This is a genomic window from Planococcus beijingensis (assembly GCF_016820615.1).
Taxonomy (GTDB): domain Bacteria; phylum Bacillota; class Bacilli; order Bacillales_A; family Planococcaceae; genus Planococcus; species Planococcus notacanthi.
The window spans coordinates 133,964-152,174 of record NZ_JADHDZ010000003.1; the positions used below are offsets into that span (position 1 = coordinate 133,964).

Genomic DNA, 18,211 nt, shown 5'->3' on the forward strand with positions numbered 1-18,211 from the left:
AAGGGGGAATGACTGTGATCTTTTTTATCGTGTGGCTGCTGTTGGTTGGCTACGCCGTGTTTCTGGCACCCGGCGGCGAGGCCGACCCCATCTTGTCAAACATATTCAGCGGCAATCTTGGAGCGATCGATCCATTGGTGCTCGCCGTCTTCAATTCGCTCGGGCTGTTTCCGATGGTATTTCTGACGTTGCTGCTGTTGAATGACCGGCAGAAATGGCCGGCCTGGCCCTTCGCGCTCCTGTCTTTCGTTGTCGGAGCTTTCTCACTGCTGCTCTATTTTGCTTTCGGCGACCGGAAAGCTGACAGAAAGCTGCGGACGCCCCACTGGCTCGTGCGTTTTCTCGGTTCGCGCTTTTGGCTGATCCTCCTGATGCTATCGTGGGCCGTCAATGGGCTGACGCTGCTGCAGGGTTTTTCATTCGCCGCCTATCGCGAAGCCTTTTTCGCATCTGGCCTCGTATCCGTCATGACCGTCGACTGGTTTGTGCTATGGGGATTATCCGTTTACACGACCTATCGCTTTTACCCACAGGCCAAACTCAAAGCGCTCGCCTGGATTCCGATTATCGGACCGGTACTGGTGCTGTTTGTTAACAAAAACTATCAGACACGTTGAATCCAACAAAAAAACGGCCATTACGCTGAAAATTGCGTAATGGCCGTTTTTATAATGCTTATTGAGCCGTCAATCCGCCGTCTACCACGAACTCCGAGCCCGTAGAATAGCTGGCTTCGTCAGACGCCAGGAACAAGACCATATTGGAGACTTCCTCAGATTGTGCAACGCGCTTCATGGGAATATGTTTGGAGAATTCCTCGACTGCCGCTTTAGTATCTTCCTGAACAACCATCGGCGTTGCGATGACACCTGGATGCACAGAATTTACGCGGATGCCGTAGTTGGCGCACTCCATTGCTGCTGCTTTCGTCATGCCGCGGACCGCAAATTTCGTATCCGTATAGCCGATTGCTCCAGCCACCAAGCCATTCATGGAAGAAATGTTGACGATCGATCCGCCACCTGCTTTTTGCATGGATGGGATGATTGCCTTCATGCCCAAAAATACCGAAACTTGATTGATGTCAACGATGCGGCGGTATTCTTCTTCCGTCGTCTGCAAGATTGATTTTGCCATCGTAATGCCTGCATTGTTGACCAATACGTTGACCGGACCGAACTTCTCTTCAGCCTGCGCTATTACATTTGCCCAATCTTCTGCACTGGTTACATTGTGTTTGACGAATGCAGCATGTTCTCCAAGTTCTGAAGCCAGCGCCTGCCCTTTTTCTTCATTCAAATCCGTCAAAATGACCTTCGCGCCTTCATCGATGAATTTTTTCGCGTGTGACGCTCCCATGCCTTGAGCTGCCCCTGTAATGATTGCCACTTTTTCTGCTAAACGTGCCATTTTCTGTTCCTCCTAAAATTCTGCCCATAAATAAACTACATATGTAAATTAACAGAAAACCATTCTGTTTGTCCATCGAAAAGGATTCATGTCATACTTAATTCACAAGCTTGTCCATATTTCGGACATACAGGAGGATATCGCGATGAAAGGCACCGAAGATCGCCGCATCTTGCGGACACAAAAAAAACTGAAAACCGCATTAGTTGATCTCTTGAAAGAAAAATCCCTGACAGAGTTGACCATCACGGAAGTCACCAAACAGGCAAATTGCAACCGCGTTACCTTCTACTCCCATTACAAAGATTTAAACGAACTGTTGGCGGCTGTCGTTGAAGAACACCTCGATGGATTGGTCAGCTATTTCCGCAAAAGCTTTCAGGGCATGGAACGTTTTTCCTCAACGGATGTACAGCGCCACCTGCCCATTTTTGAATACATCCATCAGCATCAGTTCATCTTCCGGCTGATCATTACAGGCGAAGTACTGCCGGGATCGCAGAATCAATTTTGCGAAAGCCTCGGTCAAGTGGCCGCAACCGAGCTGCGATTGGAGGAAGACAGTGATATCGAAATTCCCTCGCTCAATTATTTCATGACCTACGGAAGCCTCGGCTTCTTCCTTTATTGGACCAAAGAAGATTTCAAGGATTCTCCTGAAGCCATGGCCGGAAAGCTGGCGTTGCTTCACGGCAAAATGTATGATGGCGCTGTGGTTTTAGAAGAATAGAGACAAAAAAGCATTCCACTTAAGGAATGCTTTTTTCGACGAATTTACCCAATACCCTAACGTAGCGTGTAAGAATTTGGTTATTGCTATCCCAGTTGCCAACTTACAATGCTGATGAATAAAACGACAGCCGCTGCAGTGATGGCAAAATAGATAAGCGACGCCTGATATTTCCGGGATCCTTTCAAGTATTTCCATTCCAGAAAGACCTGTACCCCATTCACTATCAAGAAAACAATCAATAGCCAAGAGAAAAACACTTCCAGCGAGTCCGGGAAAATCGAAAACAACACAATAATTCCCGCCAGCATCACCCAGCCGTTCCAGCGTTCAAATCTTCTTACATTTATGCCCGCCCGCTCTTCCTCAGCGATGCCAAACCGCTTTTTCAAGAACATCCTTAAAAATCCAAAACCAAAAAAAAACGGCCAGCCAAATGATTAAAACTTCCATTTCGCACCTCCAAAGCCTTTATCTATTCTACGGTCATGCCAGGTGGAAGTTCTAAAAGATTATTGAAAAGGCGTCAAATCGACTGGATGGACTCAACAGGTTATCCCCCAAGATCTTGGATATGTGGATGGTTCGGCTCCGAAACGGGGATAACTTTGCCGTTTCGTCACTCTTATTATCTTATCCACATGTGGATAAGATAATTTTAAATTTTAAATAAAAAAACGTATCCACAACCGCATAGTTTAATGCGGCTGGTGTGAAAAATGTACGGCGGGGGTACTTTAATTGTAGAAGAAATTACGGTTTGATCGGCACTGAAACAGTTTGATATGGGGAAAGAGGTGCACGTGATGAAGCAGAACAAAAGCGCACTGAGCCATGCAGCTTCCTGGTTTGTGAAATGGGTCCTGAACAACAAGGCGGTATCCGTACTGTTCATTATTTTGTTGATTCTGCTGAATTTATTCCTGCTTCCGAAAGTCAGTTTCATCTTTCAGCCTTTTATCGCTTTTTTTAACGTCATGGGGCTGCCGCTGGTTATGGCGGGCGTCTTGTATTACCTGCTGAATCCGCTCATCGACTGGATGGAAACGAAGAACATCTCACGTGCCGGCGGCATTTCCATCGTCTTTGTGGTGATTCTCGGATTACTGGCCTGGGGCATTGCGACTCTGATTCCAATCATTCGCGAACAGTCCCTGAGTCTGCTCGACAACTGGCAAAATTATTTGACCAGCTTCATCTCGCAAATCGACAACTTTTTCCAGAGCGATATCCTGTCACAACTGCAAATGCAGCTGACCGGAGAAGAGGACAGCTTATCCACTTCCATTACCGATCAGGCAGATGACGTTGTTGATACAACCGTTACCGGCATCGGCAGTGTCTTCGGCATCCTGTCGACCACTGTGCTGGCAATCATTACGACACCATTCATCCTTTTTTACCTGTTGAAAGACGGCCATCACCTGCCTTATCACATCATGAAGCTGGTGCCTTCCAAGATGCGGGAACATACTTACCTGCTGCTGCGCGAAATGAACCTGCAGATCAGCCAGTATATCCGCGGCCAGCTGCTCGTCGCCTTTTTCGTCGGCCTGCTGTTCTGGATCGGCTTCAGCATCATCGGCCTCGAATATGCATTGATCCTCGCCATTACAGCCGGCGCTTTGAACCTGATTCCTTTTCTGGGGACCTTTATCGCGTTCTTCCCGATTATCATTATCGCAATTGTGCTGCATCCGCCCATCATGATCGTCAAAGTGCTGGTGGTTTTTTTCATCGAGCAGACGCTTGAAGGGCGGGTTATCCAACCGCTCATTCTCGGCAGCAACCTGAACATCCATCCCGTCACCATCATCGCCGTCCTGTTGACGGCTGGAAATCTCTTCGGCATACCGGGTGTCATTCTCGGAATCCCCGCTTATGCTGTCGCCAAGGTTATCCTGGTGCATTTGTTCAACTGGTACCAGACCTACACCGGCCTGTACGACGATGACTTCAATCCGGCTCCAAAGCCGCTCGTTTCCGAGAAGAAAAAGAAGAAGCAACTGAGCCTGAAGAAGAAACTGAGATGAAACCTGAAAAGCCTAATCCCCTTTCAGAATGGGATTAGGCTTTTGGGATTAAAGTTGAAAATTGCTTCAGCCGTTCTCAGTTCGCCAATTCAACCGGCAGAAATTCAGCCATCGACTGTTCACGCTTGTCGAGCATGATCTGTTCCGGCTGAACGCCCTGCTCACGCAATGCTTTAATGTTATGCACAAGGAATTCATCACTGCCGACAACATAGAACAATCCGTCTTTGTCTGTAGCAAGATTCTTCACTTCTTCATAATACTCTTTGCGGTTATCGACAAACTGCGAAGTGAATTTCTTGTCAGGCGCGGATTCAAAGACATTCGTGAACAAGAAATTTTTTGATGAGTCGATATTCAGGGAATGGATTTGATTGACGTTGTCAGCACGCTCCAAATAATCAAGCACCAGCGGTCTGAACGTTGCCAGGCCGACACCGGATGAAAGCAAGTAAACGTTTTTGTCTTCCCGTTTAAGCGGAACATTCGAATGTGTTTTAAAAATCGCCACTTCCTGGCCCACTTCCAGATTTCTCAACGTCGCTTTAAACTCCGAGCATTGCTCTTTGATGCGCGTAGTGATGCCGATTGAATTTTCATGCGGCAGCGTGGAGATCGACATGTGGCGGATCAATCCGCGGTTCGGTTTTTCCCCCGCATTAAAGCCTTCCAGCGCAAAATGGGTATGAGAACCTTCCTGCCAAGTAAAATCTTCCGGTCGGTCAAGCAGGTACGTTCTGACCTCAGGTGTTTCTTCAATGATTTTATTGATTTTTGTCCAATAAATTTGCATGATTTATTTTCCCCCTCAATTATCGTTCTCTGTATTCATCTACTATACTACGAATGATAATTGTTCTCAATTAAATATTCTTTTTAGAGTGAGGAAGAATTTTTTATTTATAACGGTTCATTATTTCTTCCGGGATGTGGCAATAATCATCCGGACATCTGGCCAGCCGATTCTGATGCTCCACTGCACTCTTCACGTAATTGGTTAGAGGCAAGACTTCCACAGCAATCCGCTCGGAATCAGTTCTTTTATCAATAAAAGCCTGCGCTTCTTTTAAGTGGACGGGATTTTCGCTGTACAGGCCTGTCCGGTATTTCTCGCCAACATCTTCCCCTTGCTTGTTCACACTGTAAGGATCGATGATTTCAAATAAGTGCTTCATCAGTTCCTGAATGCTGACAATGGCCGGGTCAAATTCTGTTTTCACGCATTCCGCGTACCCGTCATAGTCCGCTTCAAGCGAATGGCTCGTTCCATTCGCTCTTCCTGCTTCTGTGGATTCGACTCCGGGCAAAGTCTTTACAAAAGCCTGAACACCCCATAAACATCCGCCCGCCAAATAAACTGTTTCCATAATCGGCTCTCCTCTTTGTGTAAATTGAATTACTGTAAATATACCATTTCCTTGTGTGCAGCTTATCATTTTCATGCCGTGCCAGTCAGAAAAGGCCATGTTGCCCGGTCCCTCTGAATTGACGGTGTCCACTTTAGAATGGTAGATTTTGTATTACAGCAGTTTTACTGCAAAAACAGGATACGGAAGGGGTCAATCATTGTGAATTCATTCAAAGCCGTCAGAGTAAAGGAACAGGAAGACCAGGTCGTCTATGGGTTGGAGGAGATCAACACCGATCAGCTTTCTGAAGGGGATGTGCTGATTAAAGTCGCCTATTCGTCGATCAACTACAAAGATATGCTGGCAGTCCAGAAAAATTCAGGCGTTATCCGGAATTACCCGATGATTCCCGGAATCGATTTGAGCGGTACCGTCGCCGAATCAACAGACGAACGCTTCACAGAAGGACAGGAAGTGATCGTCACCGGCTTTACGATGGGCATGAGCCATACCGGCGGCTTTTCGGAATATGCACGCGTCCCTGCGGAATGGATCGTGCCGATGCCGGAGAACTTAAGCTTAAAGGATGCCATGGTGTTCGGCACGGCCGGTTTCACGGCGGCCCTTTCCATTCTTGCACTTGAGAAGAACGGAATGAATGTTGCAGACAACCCGGAAATATTGGTGACAGGCTCAACCGGAGGAGTCGGCAGCATCGCTGTGCAGATCCTCTCGAAAAGCGGCTATAAAAACGTCTCCGCATTGGTGCGGAAAGAGAATCAGGTGGACGTCGCCAAAACACTCGGCGCAAACACGGTCATTTTTGCGAACGAGCTGGGAGACGCTAAGAAACCACTCGCCAAGACCCGCTTCGACTTTGTTTTGGACACAGTCGGCGGAGACGTCGCTTCTGCATTGATTCCACAGATTTCCTACGGCGGCAGCATGAGCATGTGCGGCAACGCAGGCGGCCTTCCGGTAAACACTACGGTGCTGCCATTTATCCTGAGAGCGGTCAACCTGCTTGGCATCGATTCGGTCAACGTACCAATCGAGAAACGCGGCAGCATCTGGGAGAAGATGGCCAACGACTGGAACATCACCCAAACGACGCTGGTGAAAGAAATTCCCCTTGAAGAATTGGCTGAGACGATTGACGCCATCAAGAATGGGCAGCATTTAGGGCGGACGATTGTTAAGTTGTAACTAAAAACAAGAAGAAGCGGAAAGGCTGATGTTAGCCTTTCCGCTTTTTTCATGTTTCTTTCCAATTGTGTAATCCGTGTACCCAGCCGCAGCTTCATACACTCTTTTAAACATTTCGTCGGTTACATCCATCGACAATTCTGTTAGGATTACTGTGCTATTATCAATTTAGGATTTTCTACTAATTTCTTCAGCTCACTTTGAAATCTTCCAGCTACTTCACCGTCGATTAATCGATGATCTACAGTCAAGCTGGATCCTATCATTTCCCCCACGATAATTTCACCATTCACAATTACTGGCTTTTGAAGAATTGCTCCCATTCCCCATATAGCTACTTCTGGAGGATTAATAATCGGTGTTCCGTAATAACCACCATAGCTTCCTATATTAGTTATTGTAAAAGTTCCGCCAGACATTTCCACTGTAGACAACTTGTTGGTCTTTGCCTTTTTAATCAATTCTTGTAACTTATGATGAATTTCTAGTAAAGATAATTTATCAGCTTGGTGTATAACAGGAACTACTAGGCCATCTTCAATAGCTACTGCAATTCCAATATTGATATCTTCCCAATATGTTATTTTGTTTTCTTCAATACTTGCATTCAATTCTGGAATCTTTTTTAAGATAATGGCTGTTATTTTCACAAATAACTCTAAGTATGAAATTTTATAACCAATTTCTCCTTGCAATTCTTTTAATTCATTTCTGAACTTTACCAATTCAGTTACATTAAACTCGTTAATATCTGTCATTTGTGCAGTATTCAACAAACTTTCTTTCATTTTTTGAGCTATAGTTCGTCGAATAGGTGAAATTTTTCTTATATCTTTAATTGCTTTTAAAGTTGAAGCCTCAACTTTTTCATAAATTTCATCAGTAATAGCATGAGTCAAACCAAAATCCTGTTGAGTTTCTTCCTGTTGATCAATGGGCGAAACGTCTTGCAGTTTTCTAAGGATATCTTCTTTTACAATGGCGCCACTTGGTCCTGTCCCTTTAATTTCTGCTAAATTTAATTGTTGATCCCAAGCTATTTTTCTAGCAAGTGGAGAAGCTTTCACTTTTTTATCAGTAGGTACAGATTGACTTGCGTTATACTCAACACTTTCTTTCTTCTTTATTTTTTCAACATGCTGAGTTGCTGATGGCGCATCTGTATTCCCAGCTTGTAACTCTTCCATTTTTCCAACGATTTCAGCCAATACTTCACCAATTTTGTACTCTTGTCCTTCTTCACCGAAAATTTTCACATATCCGCTCGAAGGCGATTCGACTTCATATGTAACTTTATCCGTTTGGATTTCGAGAAGGATATCATTTTTTTCAATCCATTCACCATTTTTAATCAGCCAGTTATCGACTACAGCACTTTGCATTTCTACTCCTATCTTTGGAACTTTAACTTCAACTGTCATAAACTTTCACCTCGCTTTTTTTATTTATTTCCTGTTTACTTATTAATTTTTTTGCTTCTTCTACAACTTCACCGACTTTAGGGTATAAATTATCTTCGATGCTTCCTACAGGAATGGTGGAAAATACGCCGCCAATCCGTATAATGGGTCCATCTAAATCATAAATTGCCTCTTCACTTATCACTGCAGCAATTTCCGAGCCAAATCCACTATTTTTGGGTGCCTCATGAACGATTATTACTTTATTTGTCTTCCTCACCGAAGCTAAAATAGTATCTTTGTCTAACGGCAATAATGTTCTCGGGTCAACCACCTCTGCTTCAATACCAAGTTCAGCTAATTTTTCAGCAGCTTCTAACGCTGTATGAACCATTCGACCAAACGCCACAATTGTAATATCGCTGCCTTGTCGTTTCACATCCGCTTTTCCAAGCGGAATTATATACTCTTCTTCAGGAATTTCTTGTTGAATACTGAGCAAAGATTTATGTTCGAGAAAAAGTACTGGATTATCGTCACGTATTGCCGCTTTCAATAATCCTTTTGCATCATAAGGAGTAGAAGGATAAACCACTTTTAACCCCGGTACATGAGTAAACCAGCTTTCCAGGGTTTGGGAGTGATGGCCACCTGCACGGAACCCCCCTCCTGCTAAAGCTCTGACAACTAATGGGGCTTTAATTTTCCCTCCGGATAAATAATGAGTTTTTGAAGCTTGATTTACCAATTGATCCATTGCAATCATGATGAAATCCATAAACATCAAATCAAAAATAGGACGATAGCCTACTAGTGAAGCTCCTAATACAGTACCCATAATGGCTTCTTCACTTATAGGAGTGTCTTTTACACGCATATCCCCATATTTATCCATTAATCCTTTTGTCAGACCAAAAGTTCCTCCCGAAGCCCCTATGTCCTCGCCCATCAGAAATACTTTGTTGTCTCTACTCATTTCTTCATCTAATGCTTGATTTATTGCTCGTCTGAATTTTACTGTTTGCATTTAATTGCCTCCATTCAAGCATATATATTTTCTACGACTTCTTCAGCTGTTGGTCTTTCCGATTCCAAGGCAAATTGAACTGCTTCCTCCAAATCTTTTTCTACTTCTTCCTCGATAGCCGCCAATTCATCTTCTGCAGCAAAAGTTCCATCTAATAGTTGCTTTCGGTAAGTTATAAAGGGATCCTTTTCCAACCATTTTTTTGTTTCTTCGCCGTCCACGTATCTCATCGGATCTCCTTCATAATGACCATGTACGCGGAAGGTTTTTGATTCGATTAAAGTTGGGCCTTTTCCATTTCTGGCATCATCCATTGCTTTTTGAATCACCCCAACACATGTCTCAGGATCAGAACCATCTATGATGACACCTGGCATGCCGTATGCAGCGCTTCTGTCTGCAATGTTTTCTATTTTCATCGTATCCTTGGTTGCAGTGAATTCAGCGAATTGATTGTTCTCACAAATGAAAACGATGGGTAATTCGTAAATAGCTGCCATATTCAAGGATTCATGAAAGGCCCCTCTGTTGCTGCCGCCATCGCCAAAGCCGCATACGACAACTCTGTTTTCACCTTCCAATTTGCTGGCATAAGCCAATCCGACTGCAATTGGAATATTTCCGGCGATAATTCCACCTGTGCCATAAATGCCTGATTTCACATCCATGATATGTGCTTCACCACCAACGCCATTACAGCAACCTGTTTTCTTCCCCATGATCTCTGCTAATAAAGATTTCGGCTCTAGCCCTTTGCCAAGCATCGATATTCGCGACCGGTGGTAGGGAACCAGATAATCTCCTTCTTCATAACATAGAGAAAGGGCCGCTCCTGTACCTTCCTGCCCAATTCCAAGATGAACCCATCCTTCTACTTCATTAGATGTAAAGAGTTCGCCTAATCTTTCTTCAAATCTTCGTCCAAGATAAAGCAAGCGATAAAGTTTTTTCTTTTGATCATTGTCCAAACTCATATGAAACACCCTTTCTAATTAGTGATATGCAACGGTTTATCCATAGCCAGCAACGAAACTTCTTTAAGGATTTCTGAAAGTGACGGGTGAGGGTGGATTAAATTTGCCAGTTCTTCAGCTGTAGCTTCCAAATAAATTGCCAAAGACCCTTCAGAAATCAATTCATTAACACCTTCTCCCACAAGAGAGATTCCCAGTATTTCTTTATACTCTTTTTCCAGCACTATTTTAGCCATGCCTTCTTTTTTTCCAGCCATCATAGCTTTTGAATTAGCTGCTAGAGGAAATGTATGAACTTCCACTTCTGAATAGACTTTCTTTGCTTCTCTTTCTGTTAGACCAACTGTGCTAATTTCTGGAGAAGTATAAATACACCTTGGGACAACTTTATAATCCATCTTTCTGCTCATACCGGCAATATTCTCTGCCGCCACGACACCTTCTTCAAATGCGACGTGTGCTAACTGCCAGCCAGGATTAATATCACCAACTGAATAAATGGAAGGGACATTCGTTTGCATAAATTCATTAACTTCAATCTGCTGATTTACAATATGGACCCCTGCATTTTCCAGACCTATTTGCGAAGTATTTCTTGTTCGGCCAATGGCGACTAATACTTGATCAACTTGTAGCTTAATATTTTGTCCCTCGTTATTCTTAAGAATTAACTCTACTTGATCATCGTTAATCACAGAATCGTTATAAGAAGTATGTTCATAAATGGTGACTCCATTTTTTTTCAAGCTATTTTTCAAGTACCGGACAATATCTTCGTCTTCAGCCATCAAAATTTTTGGCAATGCCTCTATAACATGAACTTCTACATCTAATTGAGAAAAAATACTGGCGAACTCGATTCCAATTACGCCCCCGCCGATAATAGCGATTTTTTTAGGCAGCTCACTCAACGACAGAATGTCATTACTTGATAAAACCGTCTCTCCGTTAAATGGAAGAGACGGCAGCTCTCTTGGCGAAGAACCTGTAGCCACAATAATATTTTTTGTGGACACGCTCTGTTCTTTTTGTCCATTTTTGATCATAACTATATTTTTTGTCTTAATTGTTGCAAACCCTTTTATAATATCCACCTCTTGTGATTTTAAAATACTGGTCACTCCAGATTTCAATTGCATAATAACCTTATTTTTTTCCTTTTGAAACATATTTAGATCTAGACGTTCTAAGGTTGTATGAATACCCAGTTTTGAAGAATTTTTTATTGTCGAATATACATCTGAGTAATGCACAAAATGCTTTGTCGGGATACAACCTACATTTAAGCAAGTTCCGCCAATCTCATTTTTTTCAATGAGCATTGTTTTTAAACCCAATTGCCCCGCTCTGATTGCAGCTGAATACCCTCCCGGTCCTCCGCCAATTACTACCACATCATAATTTTCCGGCATTTAATCATCCCACCTCTCTGCTTTTTCGATTAAAATGATTATCTGTTTTCCAAAATTACTTTGATATAAGAGGCTTTATCATTGATAATATTATGAAAAACTTCCTGCGCCTGATTTAACTCAAAATTGTGGCTGATCAATTTTCGAAATGACACTTCCTCTTTAATTAATAAATTGATTGCCTCCTGCCACTCATCTAAACGTCCATATGTACCGATAATTTCTTTTTCATTAGCAAGTAAGTCAAAAAAATTAATGGGAATGTTTTCAGGGCTGCTGCCGACGACTACAAATTTCCCTCTCTTCCGCGTTAAACTTAATGCAGACTGGAATGTCCTTTCAGAGCCGACACATTCGAAAACAATATCGGCGCCCAAGTCGGAAGTATTCTCCAACACAATCTGCTGCTGATCTTCATTTATGGGATCAATTACATATTGTGCACCTAATTCCAGAGCCAGTGATCTTCTTACCTCAATCGGTTCCACCAATCCCACACGCTGTATTCCTTTTTTTGTTAATGCAATTAATATCATCAAACCTATCGGACCCCCGCCGATTATTAAAACTTCATCGTCCTTTTTAAATTCACTACGGTTTAATGCATGTAACGCTACGGTGACAGGTTCTGCTAAAGCAAGCAGTCCAAAGTCAATTTCTTCTTCTACTGGATAGCAGTTCTTAGATGGAACATTTATGTACTCAGCGAAACCTCCATCTAGAGTTAATCCTAAAATGCCACGATCATTGCATAAATTATTCAAATTACTTTTACAATAATGGCATTCACAGCAGGGAATTCCGGCATCAATAACCACTTTCATTCCTTTAGTTAAATTTGAAACATTTTTCCCCACTTCATTAATTATTCCAGAAAATTCATGTCCCAAAGTTACAGGTGGAAGTTGCTGTCTTTGTCCATTCTTTTTTCCCAAAGCAATTGGACCATTTTCATATTCATGAATGTCTGAACCACATATTCCGCATGCTTTAACATTAATCTGTACCCAGTCCTCATCAGGAAAAAGTGGGTTTGCGATAGCTTCAATTCGGATGTCCTCTATTCCATGCCATCTGGCCGCCTTCATACTTTACCTCCTCTTTATTGAGTTACAGTTAATCTGCACCTGAGTGTTATTAAAGTTAAAAGAAAATTTCTTTATATTCATTTGAACCAATCAGTTCTTACCCATATCTAGTCCAAAGAACCTGATCATAGTCAAAGTGGAGCTAATGATTGCTTCATCTAGCCGGTCAGTTATAATAATCTAAATCATGCAAAAAGCATAATATTAGCATCTTAACTTTCACTCTTTCTTCCTTATTCTTTCTACATATGCAATCCACCATTAACATCCAAAGTAATGCCGGTAATATAACTGGATAATCCTGAAGCTAAAAATAAAATAGAATCCGCGATGTCTTCCGGCGTTCCTTTGCGTCGTAGCGGAATCGTCTCTGTAATGTCATTAGGATAGCTTGCGGTCATAGGCGTATGGATAACTCCCGGTGCGATGCCGTTGACGTTTATTCCATAACTTCCAACTTGCTTCGCCAGATTCATTGTCACTCCAATAATGCCTGCCTTCGAAGCAACATAATCAGTCCCCGAGTGAAAACCGCCAATTTTGGCAGCCATGGAAGAAACATTAATGATTCTTCCTTGCTTTTGATTTTTCATGACCGGAAGAACTTCTAAACAATAAAACATGACACTTCTTAAATTAGTTTCGATTACGCGATCCCATTCTTCGATATTAGTTTTGTCATAACTTTTTCGTTCCCCAATGCCTGCATTATTCACTAAGATATCAATCCGATTGAAATTTTTTTTTGTATATGCCACTACTTCTTTAATGCTGTCGATACTTCGAACATCGTTATAAATCGGAGTTACATCCAGTCCTTGTCCTTTGAATGTCTCCGCATTTTCTTTATTTAACTCGTCATTCATATCTGCGGATATTACCCGCACCCCCAATGAGGCTAAGCGCTTTACAGTTTCAGCACCAATTCCCGAAGCCCCGCCTGTCACAATCGCCACTTTATCTTTCAACTCACTAAACATACAGTTCACCTCTTATCCATTATTCAAATCCCAGATAGATATTACTTACTCTCTCATCGTTCAATAATGCCTGTGATTGTCCTTCCAAGCCGATTTTTCCGGTTTCCATAATGTAGGCTCTATGCGATATCTTTAAAGCCAAATTCGCATTTTGTTCAACAAGCAGGACTGTGGCACCGGATTGGTTCAACTTAACAATCAATTGGGCAATTTCCTGGACAATGATTGGAGCAATCCCCAATGAAGGTTCGTCAAAGATAAACAACTTTGGTTTCGACATCATGGCTCGACCAATTGCAAGCATTTGCTGTTCTCCACCACTCATCGTACCCGCTAATTGCTTTTCACGTTCGCGCAACCTTGGAAACAATTCATATACCCCTTCGAGATCTTTTTTGATATTTTCATTATCTTTTCTGCGATAAGCACCCATTTCCAAATTTTCGCGCACACTCATGTCAGAAAATACTTGCCGACCTTCAGGTACATGCGCTATCCCTCTGTCAACGATTTTATGGGATTCCATTTTTTCAATAGATTCTCCTAAAAAATCGATTGTTCCACTCTGGCTCTTTTTTATTCCGGAGATAGTTCGTAACAATGTTGTTTTACCGGCACCATTAGAACCGATCAATGTAACAATTTCTCCTTCATTTACATCTATGGAAACCTCTTTAAGTACCTGAACTTTATCGTAGTTGACATTTAACCCTCTTACTTTAAGCAAGCTCCTCACTCCCTAAATAAGCTTCTATCACTTTTGGATTGTTACGAATTTCTTTAGGACTGCCTTCGGCAATTTTTTTCCCATGTTCTAGAACCACAATTCGTTCACACAAGCCCATGACTGCTTTCATATCATGCTCGATCAATACTACCGTAACGCCCATTTTCTTAATTTTTCTGAGGAGATCCACAAGTTGATTGGTTTCTTCAGGATTCATTCCTGCTGCCGGCTCATCCAGCAAGAGCATTTTCGGTTCTGTAGCTAGAGAAATGGCAATCGCTAATTTAGTTTGCTGGCCTAAACTTAAGTTTTTTCCCAAATTTTCTTCAAGTGACTCCAATCCAACGAACGCTATAATTTCGTCTATTTTCGCCCGTAATTGTTCTTTAGAACGTTTACGGTCTTTTCTCTGCATGACATTTTGGCCGGTCAATATATTGTTCCGAACAGTCAGCTCTGGAAAAACCTGTGTATGCTGAAAAGTACGGGTAATTCCAAGCTCAGTTATTTTGTGCGGCTTCATCCCCGAAATATTTTTCCCCTCAAAAATCACTTCGCCCTTGGACGCAGGGAAGAAACAAGTGATACAGTTGAACATCGTACTTTTTCCCGCACCATTTGGTCCGATAATACCTTGTATGGTGTCTTTTTCTACGGTAAAAGTAACATTATCTAAAGCAACCAGCCCTTTAAAAAACTTACTAACGTTTTTCACCTCTAACATCTCAGTTCTCCTCCTCCACTTTCCTGATTTCCGGTTTTATTTTTAATGACTTTAATGCCGGTTTTCTTTCTAACAACCGACTTTTCATGTTTCTGTAAAGTCCGACAAATCCTCCTGGCAGAAACATAATTGTTAGAACCAGCATAGCCCCATAAATAATCATTCGGTAATCATTAATGCTTCTTAATAACTCAGGAAGAATTAACAAGAAAATTGCTCCAAGAATTGGGCCCAGTATGGTTCCCATGCCCCCGATAATTACCATTAATAAATAGGTAACAGATTCGGATACTTCGAAGGAAAAAGGTGAAATAAAAGAATTGTAATGTGCGTATAAACCACCTGCAAAACCTGCAAAGAAAGCACTAATAGTAAAAGAGATTATCTTCACTTTCCACGTATCGATTCCGATAAACTTAGCGAAAGTTTCATTTTCCCTGATAGCGATCATTTCTCTTCCGACTCTTGATCGTGTAATTAAATAAATCGAGAGCACTGTAACTGCTGCAGCTACCCAAATAATGTAGTAGAAATTACCACGTTGCGTAAAATCCAACCCCAAAATGTCATTAGGAAAAGGAATACTGTAAATTCCGTTCGGTCCACCAGTCAAACTTCCTCCGTTATAAATGGCCAAACGAATAATTTCTGCAAAGGCTAATGTAACAATTGCAAAGAAATGTGTCTGAAAGCGCAATGATGGAAGACCAATCAAAAATCCAATCATTGCTGCGGCAAGAGCCCCAAGAGGTAACGCCATCCAAAAAGAGAGGCCATAAGCAGTAGTCAAAATCGCACTAGTATATGCACCTACAGCAAATAATCCGACATGTGCAAATGATAATTGGCCGGTGTAACCCACAATTAGATTTAAACTGGAAACCAAAATGATAATGATTCCAATCTGATTCATGACGTGGATAACATAGTCTCCCATAAACAGTGGCAGCATAACTAGCACTATCCCGATGACCAAAGACAGAACTGGGATGAGGATTTTCTTATTACCTTTAAGATTTTTCATTTGATCTTAGCACCTCCGAACAATCCGCTTGGCTTCAGCAAAAGTACCAGGATTAGAATTACATAGCCTACCAAATCCTGTAGAGATGCAGAACCATACAAGTTTGTAAATGTCTCAGCGTATCCTAAGATCAATGCACCAATAACCGCACCTACGACACTACCCATTCCTCCAAGAATAACTATGATAAAAGACTTCATACCTGGGGCAATTCCCATGGCAGCATCAACTACATATAATGAACCAATCATGCCTCCTGCAATTGCTGCTAAACTAGCACTTATCATAAAGATTAACCCATACATTAGATTAATATTAACGCCCATTAAAGCGGCAGCATCTCGGTTCTGAGAAGTGGCTCGCAATGCTTTACCAAATTTGGTGAATTTAAAAATAACAAAAAGTGAAATAACCAAAGCTGCTGTAATTCCAACAATCAACAATCTTTGAATAGTCATCGTGATGCCGAAAATCGCAATCTCTTCGGTTCCAAAAGGAAAGGCAATAGTTCTCATTTGTGGTCCCGCAATTTGTAAAACTAAGTTACTTAAAAATATGGACAGACCAATCGAAGCTAGTAAAGTATTTAGCATAGCTGTTTTCCGAAGTGGCCTGAAAATAAAGCGTTCGATGAAAAATCCCAATACACCCACGATAAATGCAGAGATCACTAAAGAAACAAAGAAATTAATTTCATAAACGCCCACCAAGATAAACGTAGTAAAAGCTCCAAGCATGTATAGTTCCCCGTGCGCTAGGTTAATAACATGCATAATTCCAAAAACGAGTGTGAAACCAATTGCCATTAAAGCATATATACTTCCACTTACTAATCCATTAACTAATGCTTGAATTATTTGGTCAGTCATATCTTTTCCTCCCATCTTCTTTTAAGTAAAGAACCAGAACATTAATTACACCTACTAATGTCCTGGTTACTTAAAACTTGCTTATGGAAGATCAGAATCAGTGGATTGATAAATTACTTTGCCATCTTTTATAACAGCCCGATTTCCAACTAATCCATTTCCACCTTCTTCAGTAAATTCGTAATATCCAATCAAACCTTCATATTGAGAAGCTCGAATTTCTTCTGCAATTTTAACCGAATCAGTAACTGATCCTGCTCTTTCCATCGCTTCTTTAAGAATATAAACTCCATCTATCCCTGAATATGTGAAAGAATTGGCTTCATAGTCATGGCTTTCTCCAAAGCTCTTTTGCACTTCAGCAATTCCTGGCGTTTCTTCACCAGCACGGCTCATAACAATCATGCCTTCTGCAATTTCAGGTTCCAAGGCCAGCAGTTCTTCAGGAATAACCCCACCTGCTTCAAAGACCTGCACATCGGGCATTACGGATTCAATTTGTTTGAAAAGTGGTACTGCGATTTCAGTTTGCGCGGCCACAATGATTGAATCCGGATTTGATGCTTTAACTTTGTTTAGTAAAGTTACAAATTCTTTCTGCTCCGGAGAGAAACCTTCCTTAGCAACCACTTCAATTCCCTGAGATTCCAATTCTTCTGGATACAATCGTGAATACGATTGTCCCCAGTCATCATCGATATAAAGGACAGCGGTTTTTTTAGCTCCTAAATCTTTTAAAGTTTTAGTACCACCCTTTACATAATTAACATTAGCCGGTCCAGCTTGTGAAAAGAATTCAGATCCTTGCTCAACCAATTTGTCGCTGGATGCTGCCACAGTCACAAGAGGCACCTTAGCTCTCTGTGAAATTGGAATGATAGCCTGTGTTTCAGAACTAATAGATGTACCAAGAATCGCTGCGACTTTATCCTGACTGATCAACCTCTCTGTAACTGACGTGGCAGTCGCTGTTCTTCCTTCTGTATCGTAATGAACCAACTCCAACTCAAAAAACTCATCGCCAATTTGAACACCACCATCTGCGTTAATCTTGTCTACTGCATATTGGTGACCATCCAAGACCCAACTTGCTGTTTGTCCTGCTGGACCTGTTGTCGCTAAAGCCACGCCAATTTTAGCTTTGTCGCCGCTTGCTCCTGCAGAACTGTCTCCTCCACACCCAACCAAAAATACCGCAGTAATCAATAGAACCAGTAGACTCATCAATCGCTTTTTCATCATATCTACTCCTTTTCAT

At 41.9% G+C, this 18,211-nt stretch carries 19 protein-coding genes; 4 read left to right on the top strand and 15 right to left on the bottom strand.

Features of this window, described 5'->3' with window-relative positions; all coding sequences use genetic code 11:
- The first annotated feature begins 14 nt into the window (after window positions 1-14).
- Window positions 15-617 carry a hypothetical protein gene (locus IRE19_RS09260; protein WP_203340159.1) on the top strand — a complete coding sequence of 201 codons (603 nt, stop codon included), beginning with the start codon at window positions 15-17 and terminating at the stop codon, window positions 615-617.
- Window positions 618-675: 58 nt separating this feature from the next.
- Here IRE19_RS09260 and IRE19_RS09265 read toward each other — a convergent pair whose 3' ends face one another.
- Window positions 676-1,410, bottom strand: a complete 735-nt coding sequence (locus IRE19_RS09265; RefSeq protein ID WP_203340160.1) for a glucose 1-dehydrogenase — start codon at window positions 1,408-1,410, stop codon at window positions 676-678.
- A gap of 145 nt (window positions 1,411-1,555) precedes the next feature.
- Between IRE19_RS09265 and IRE19_RS09270 the strand changes: the two genes are divergently transcribed.
- Window positions 1,556-2,140: a TetR/AcrR family transcriptional regulator gene (locus tag IRE19_RS09270; protein ID WP_203340161.1), complete on the top strand. Its 585-nt coding sequence runs from the start codon at window positions 1,556-1,558 to the stop codon at window positions 2,138-2,140.
- Between the two features lie 86 nt (window positions 2,141-2,226).
- Here IRE19_RS09270 and IRE19_RS09275 read toward each other — a convergent pair whose 3' ends face one another.
- Window positions 2,227-2,538 carry a DUF4181 domain-containing protein gene (locus IRE19_RS09275; RefSeq protein WP_203340162.1) on the bottom strand — a complete coding sequence of 104 codons (312 nt, stop codon included), beginning with the start codon at window positions 2,536-2,538 and terminating at the stop codon, window positions 2,227-2,229.
- A 408-nt stretch (window positions 2,539-2,946) separates the two neighbouring features.
- Here IRE19_RS09275 and IRE19_RS09280 point away from each other — a divergent pair, with 408 nt between their 5' ends.
- Window positions 2,947-4,173: an AI-2E family transporter gene (locus IRE19_RS09280; RefSeq protein WP_203340163.1), complete on the top strand. Its 1,227-nt coding sequence runs from the start codon at window positions 2,947-2,949 to the stop codon at window positions 4,171-4,173.
- A 76-nt stretch (window positions 4,174-4,249) separates the two neighbouring features.
- On the opposite strand, the gene IRE19_RS09285 is transcribed toward IRE19_RS09280, so the two are convergent.
- Together IRE19_RS09285 and IRE19_RS09290 are read right to left on the bottom strand one after the other, a co-directional pair.
- The gene (locus tag IRE19_RS09285) at window positions 4,250-4,966 is read right to left on the bottom strand and encodes an FAD-dependent oxidoreductase (RefSeq protein ID WP_203340164.1); all 717 of its coding nucleotides are present in this window, start codon (window positions 4,964-4,966) and stop codon (window positions 4,250-4,252) included.
- A 103-nt stretch (window positions 4,967-5,069) separates the two neighbouring features.
- Window positions 5,070-5,540, bottom strand: a complete 471-nt coding sequence (locus tag IRE19_RS09290; RefSeq protein WP_203340165.1) for a peptide-methionine (S)-S-oxide reductase — start codon at window positions 5,538-5,540, stop codon at window positions 5,070-5,072.
- Window positions 5,541-5,741: 201 nt separating this feature from the next.
- Between IRE19_RS09290 and IRE19_RS09295 the strand changes: the two genes are divergently transcribed.
- Window positions 5,742-6,728 (top strand): acrylyl-CoA reductase family protein, encoded by a 987-nt coding sequence (locus IRE19_RS09295; protein ID WP_203340166.1) that lies wholly within the window; start codon window positions 5,742-5,744, stop codon window positions 6,726-6,728.
- Window positions 6,729-6,877: 149 nt separating this feature from the next.
- Here the strand turns inward: IRE19_RS09295 and IRE19_RS09300 are convergent, their stop codons facing one another.
- The 11 genes from IRE19_RS09300 to IRE19_RS09350 all read right to left on the bottom strand — a co-directional run bounded on the left by IRE19_RS09300 (window position 6,878) and on the right by IRE19_RS09350 (window position 18,192).
- Window positions 6,878-8,149, bottom strand: a complete 1,272-nt coding sequence (locus tag IRE19_RS09300; RefSeq protein ID WP_203340167.1) for a dihydrolipoamide acetyltransferase family protein — start codon at window positions 8,147-8,149, stop codon at window positions 6,878-6,880.
- Window positions 8,139-9,155, bottom strand: a complete 1,017-nt coding sequence (locus IRE19_RS09305) for an alpha-ketoacid dehydrogenase subunit beta (RefSeq protein WP_203340168.1) — start codon at window positions 9,153-9,155, stop codon at window positions 8,139-8,141. Before IRE19_RS09305 ends, IRE19_RS09300 begins: the two co-directional genes overlap by 11 nt.
- A 14-nt stretch (window positions 9,156-9,169) precedes the next feature.
- Window positions 9,170-10,129 (bottom strand): thiamine pyrophosphate-dependent dehydrogenase E1 component subunit alpha, encoded by a 960-nt coding sequence (locus tag IRE19_RS09310; protein ID WP_203340169.1) that lies wholly within the window; start codon window positions 10,127-10,129, stop codon window positions 9,170-9,172.
- Window positions 10,130-10,143: 14 nt separating this feature from the next.
- On the bottom strand, window positions 10,144-11,541 hold the full coding sequence (lpdA, locus tag IRE19_RS09315; RefSeq protein WP_203340170.1) for a dihydrolipoyl dehydrogenase: 1,398 nt from the start codon (window positions 11,539-11,541) through the stop codon (window positions 10,144-10,146).
- Between the two features lie 38 nt (window positions 11,542-11,579).
- The gene (locus tag IRE19_RS09320) at window positions 11,580-12,629 is read right to left on the bottom strand and encodes a zinc-dependent alcohol dehydrogenase (protein ID WP_203340171.1); all 1,050 of its coding nucleotides are present in this window, start codon (window positions 12,627-12,629) and stop codon (window positions 11,580-11,582) included.
- Window positions 12,630-12,871: 242 nt separating this feature from the next.
- Window positions 12,872-13,609, bottom strand: coding sequence for an SDR family NAD(P)-dependent oxidoreductase (locus IRE19_RS09325; RefSeq protein WP_203340172.1), 738 nt, complete (start codon window positions 13,607-13,609; stop codon window positions 12,872-12,874).
- Between the two features lie 19 nt (window positions 13,610-13,628).
- Window positions 13,629-14,336: an ABC transporter ATP-binding protein gene (locus IRE19_RS09330; protein ID WP_203340173.1), complete on the bottom strand. Its 708-nt coding sequence runs from the start codon at window positions 14,334-14,336 to the stop codon at window positions 13,629-13,631.
- Window positions 14,329-15,060: an ABC transporter ATP-binding protein gene (locus tag IRE19_RS09335; RefSeq protein ID WP_203340174.1), complete on the bottom strand. Its 732-nt coding sequence runs from the start codon at window positions 15,058-15,060 to the stop codon at window positions 14,329-14,331. Before IRE19_RS09335 ends, IRE19_RS09330 begins: the two co-directional genes overlap by 8 nt.
- A gap of 1 nt (window position 15,061) precedes the next feature.
- Window positions 15,062-16,084 (bottom strand): branched-chain amino acid ABC transporter permease, encoded by a 1,023-nt coding sequence (locus tag IRE19_RS09340; protein WP_203340175.1) that lies wholly within the window; start codon window positions 16,082-16,084, stop codon window positions 15,062-15,064.
- Complete coding sequence (locus tag IRE19_RS09345; RefSeq protein WP_203340176.1) at window positions 16,081-16,953, bottom strand: branched-chain amino acid ABC transporter permease; 873 nt, start codon at window positions 16,951-16,953, stop codon at window positions 16,081-16,083. Before IRE19_RS09345 ends, IRE19_RS09340 begins: the two co-directional genes overlap by 4 nt.
- 81 nt (window positions 16,954-17,034) lie before the next feature.
- Window positions 17,035-18,192, bottom strand: a complete 1,158-nt coding sequence (locus tag IRE19_RS09350) for an ABC transporter substrate-binding protein (protein ID WP_203340177.1) — start codon at window positions 18,190-18,192, stop codon at window positions 17,035-17,037.
- Window positions 18,193-18,211 lie beyond the last annotated feature (19 nt).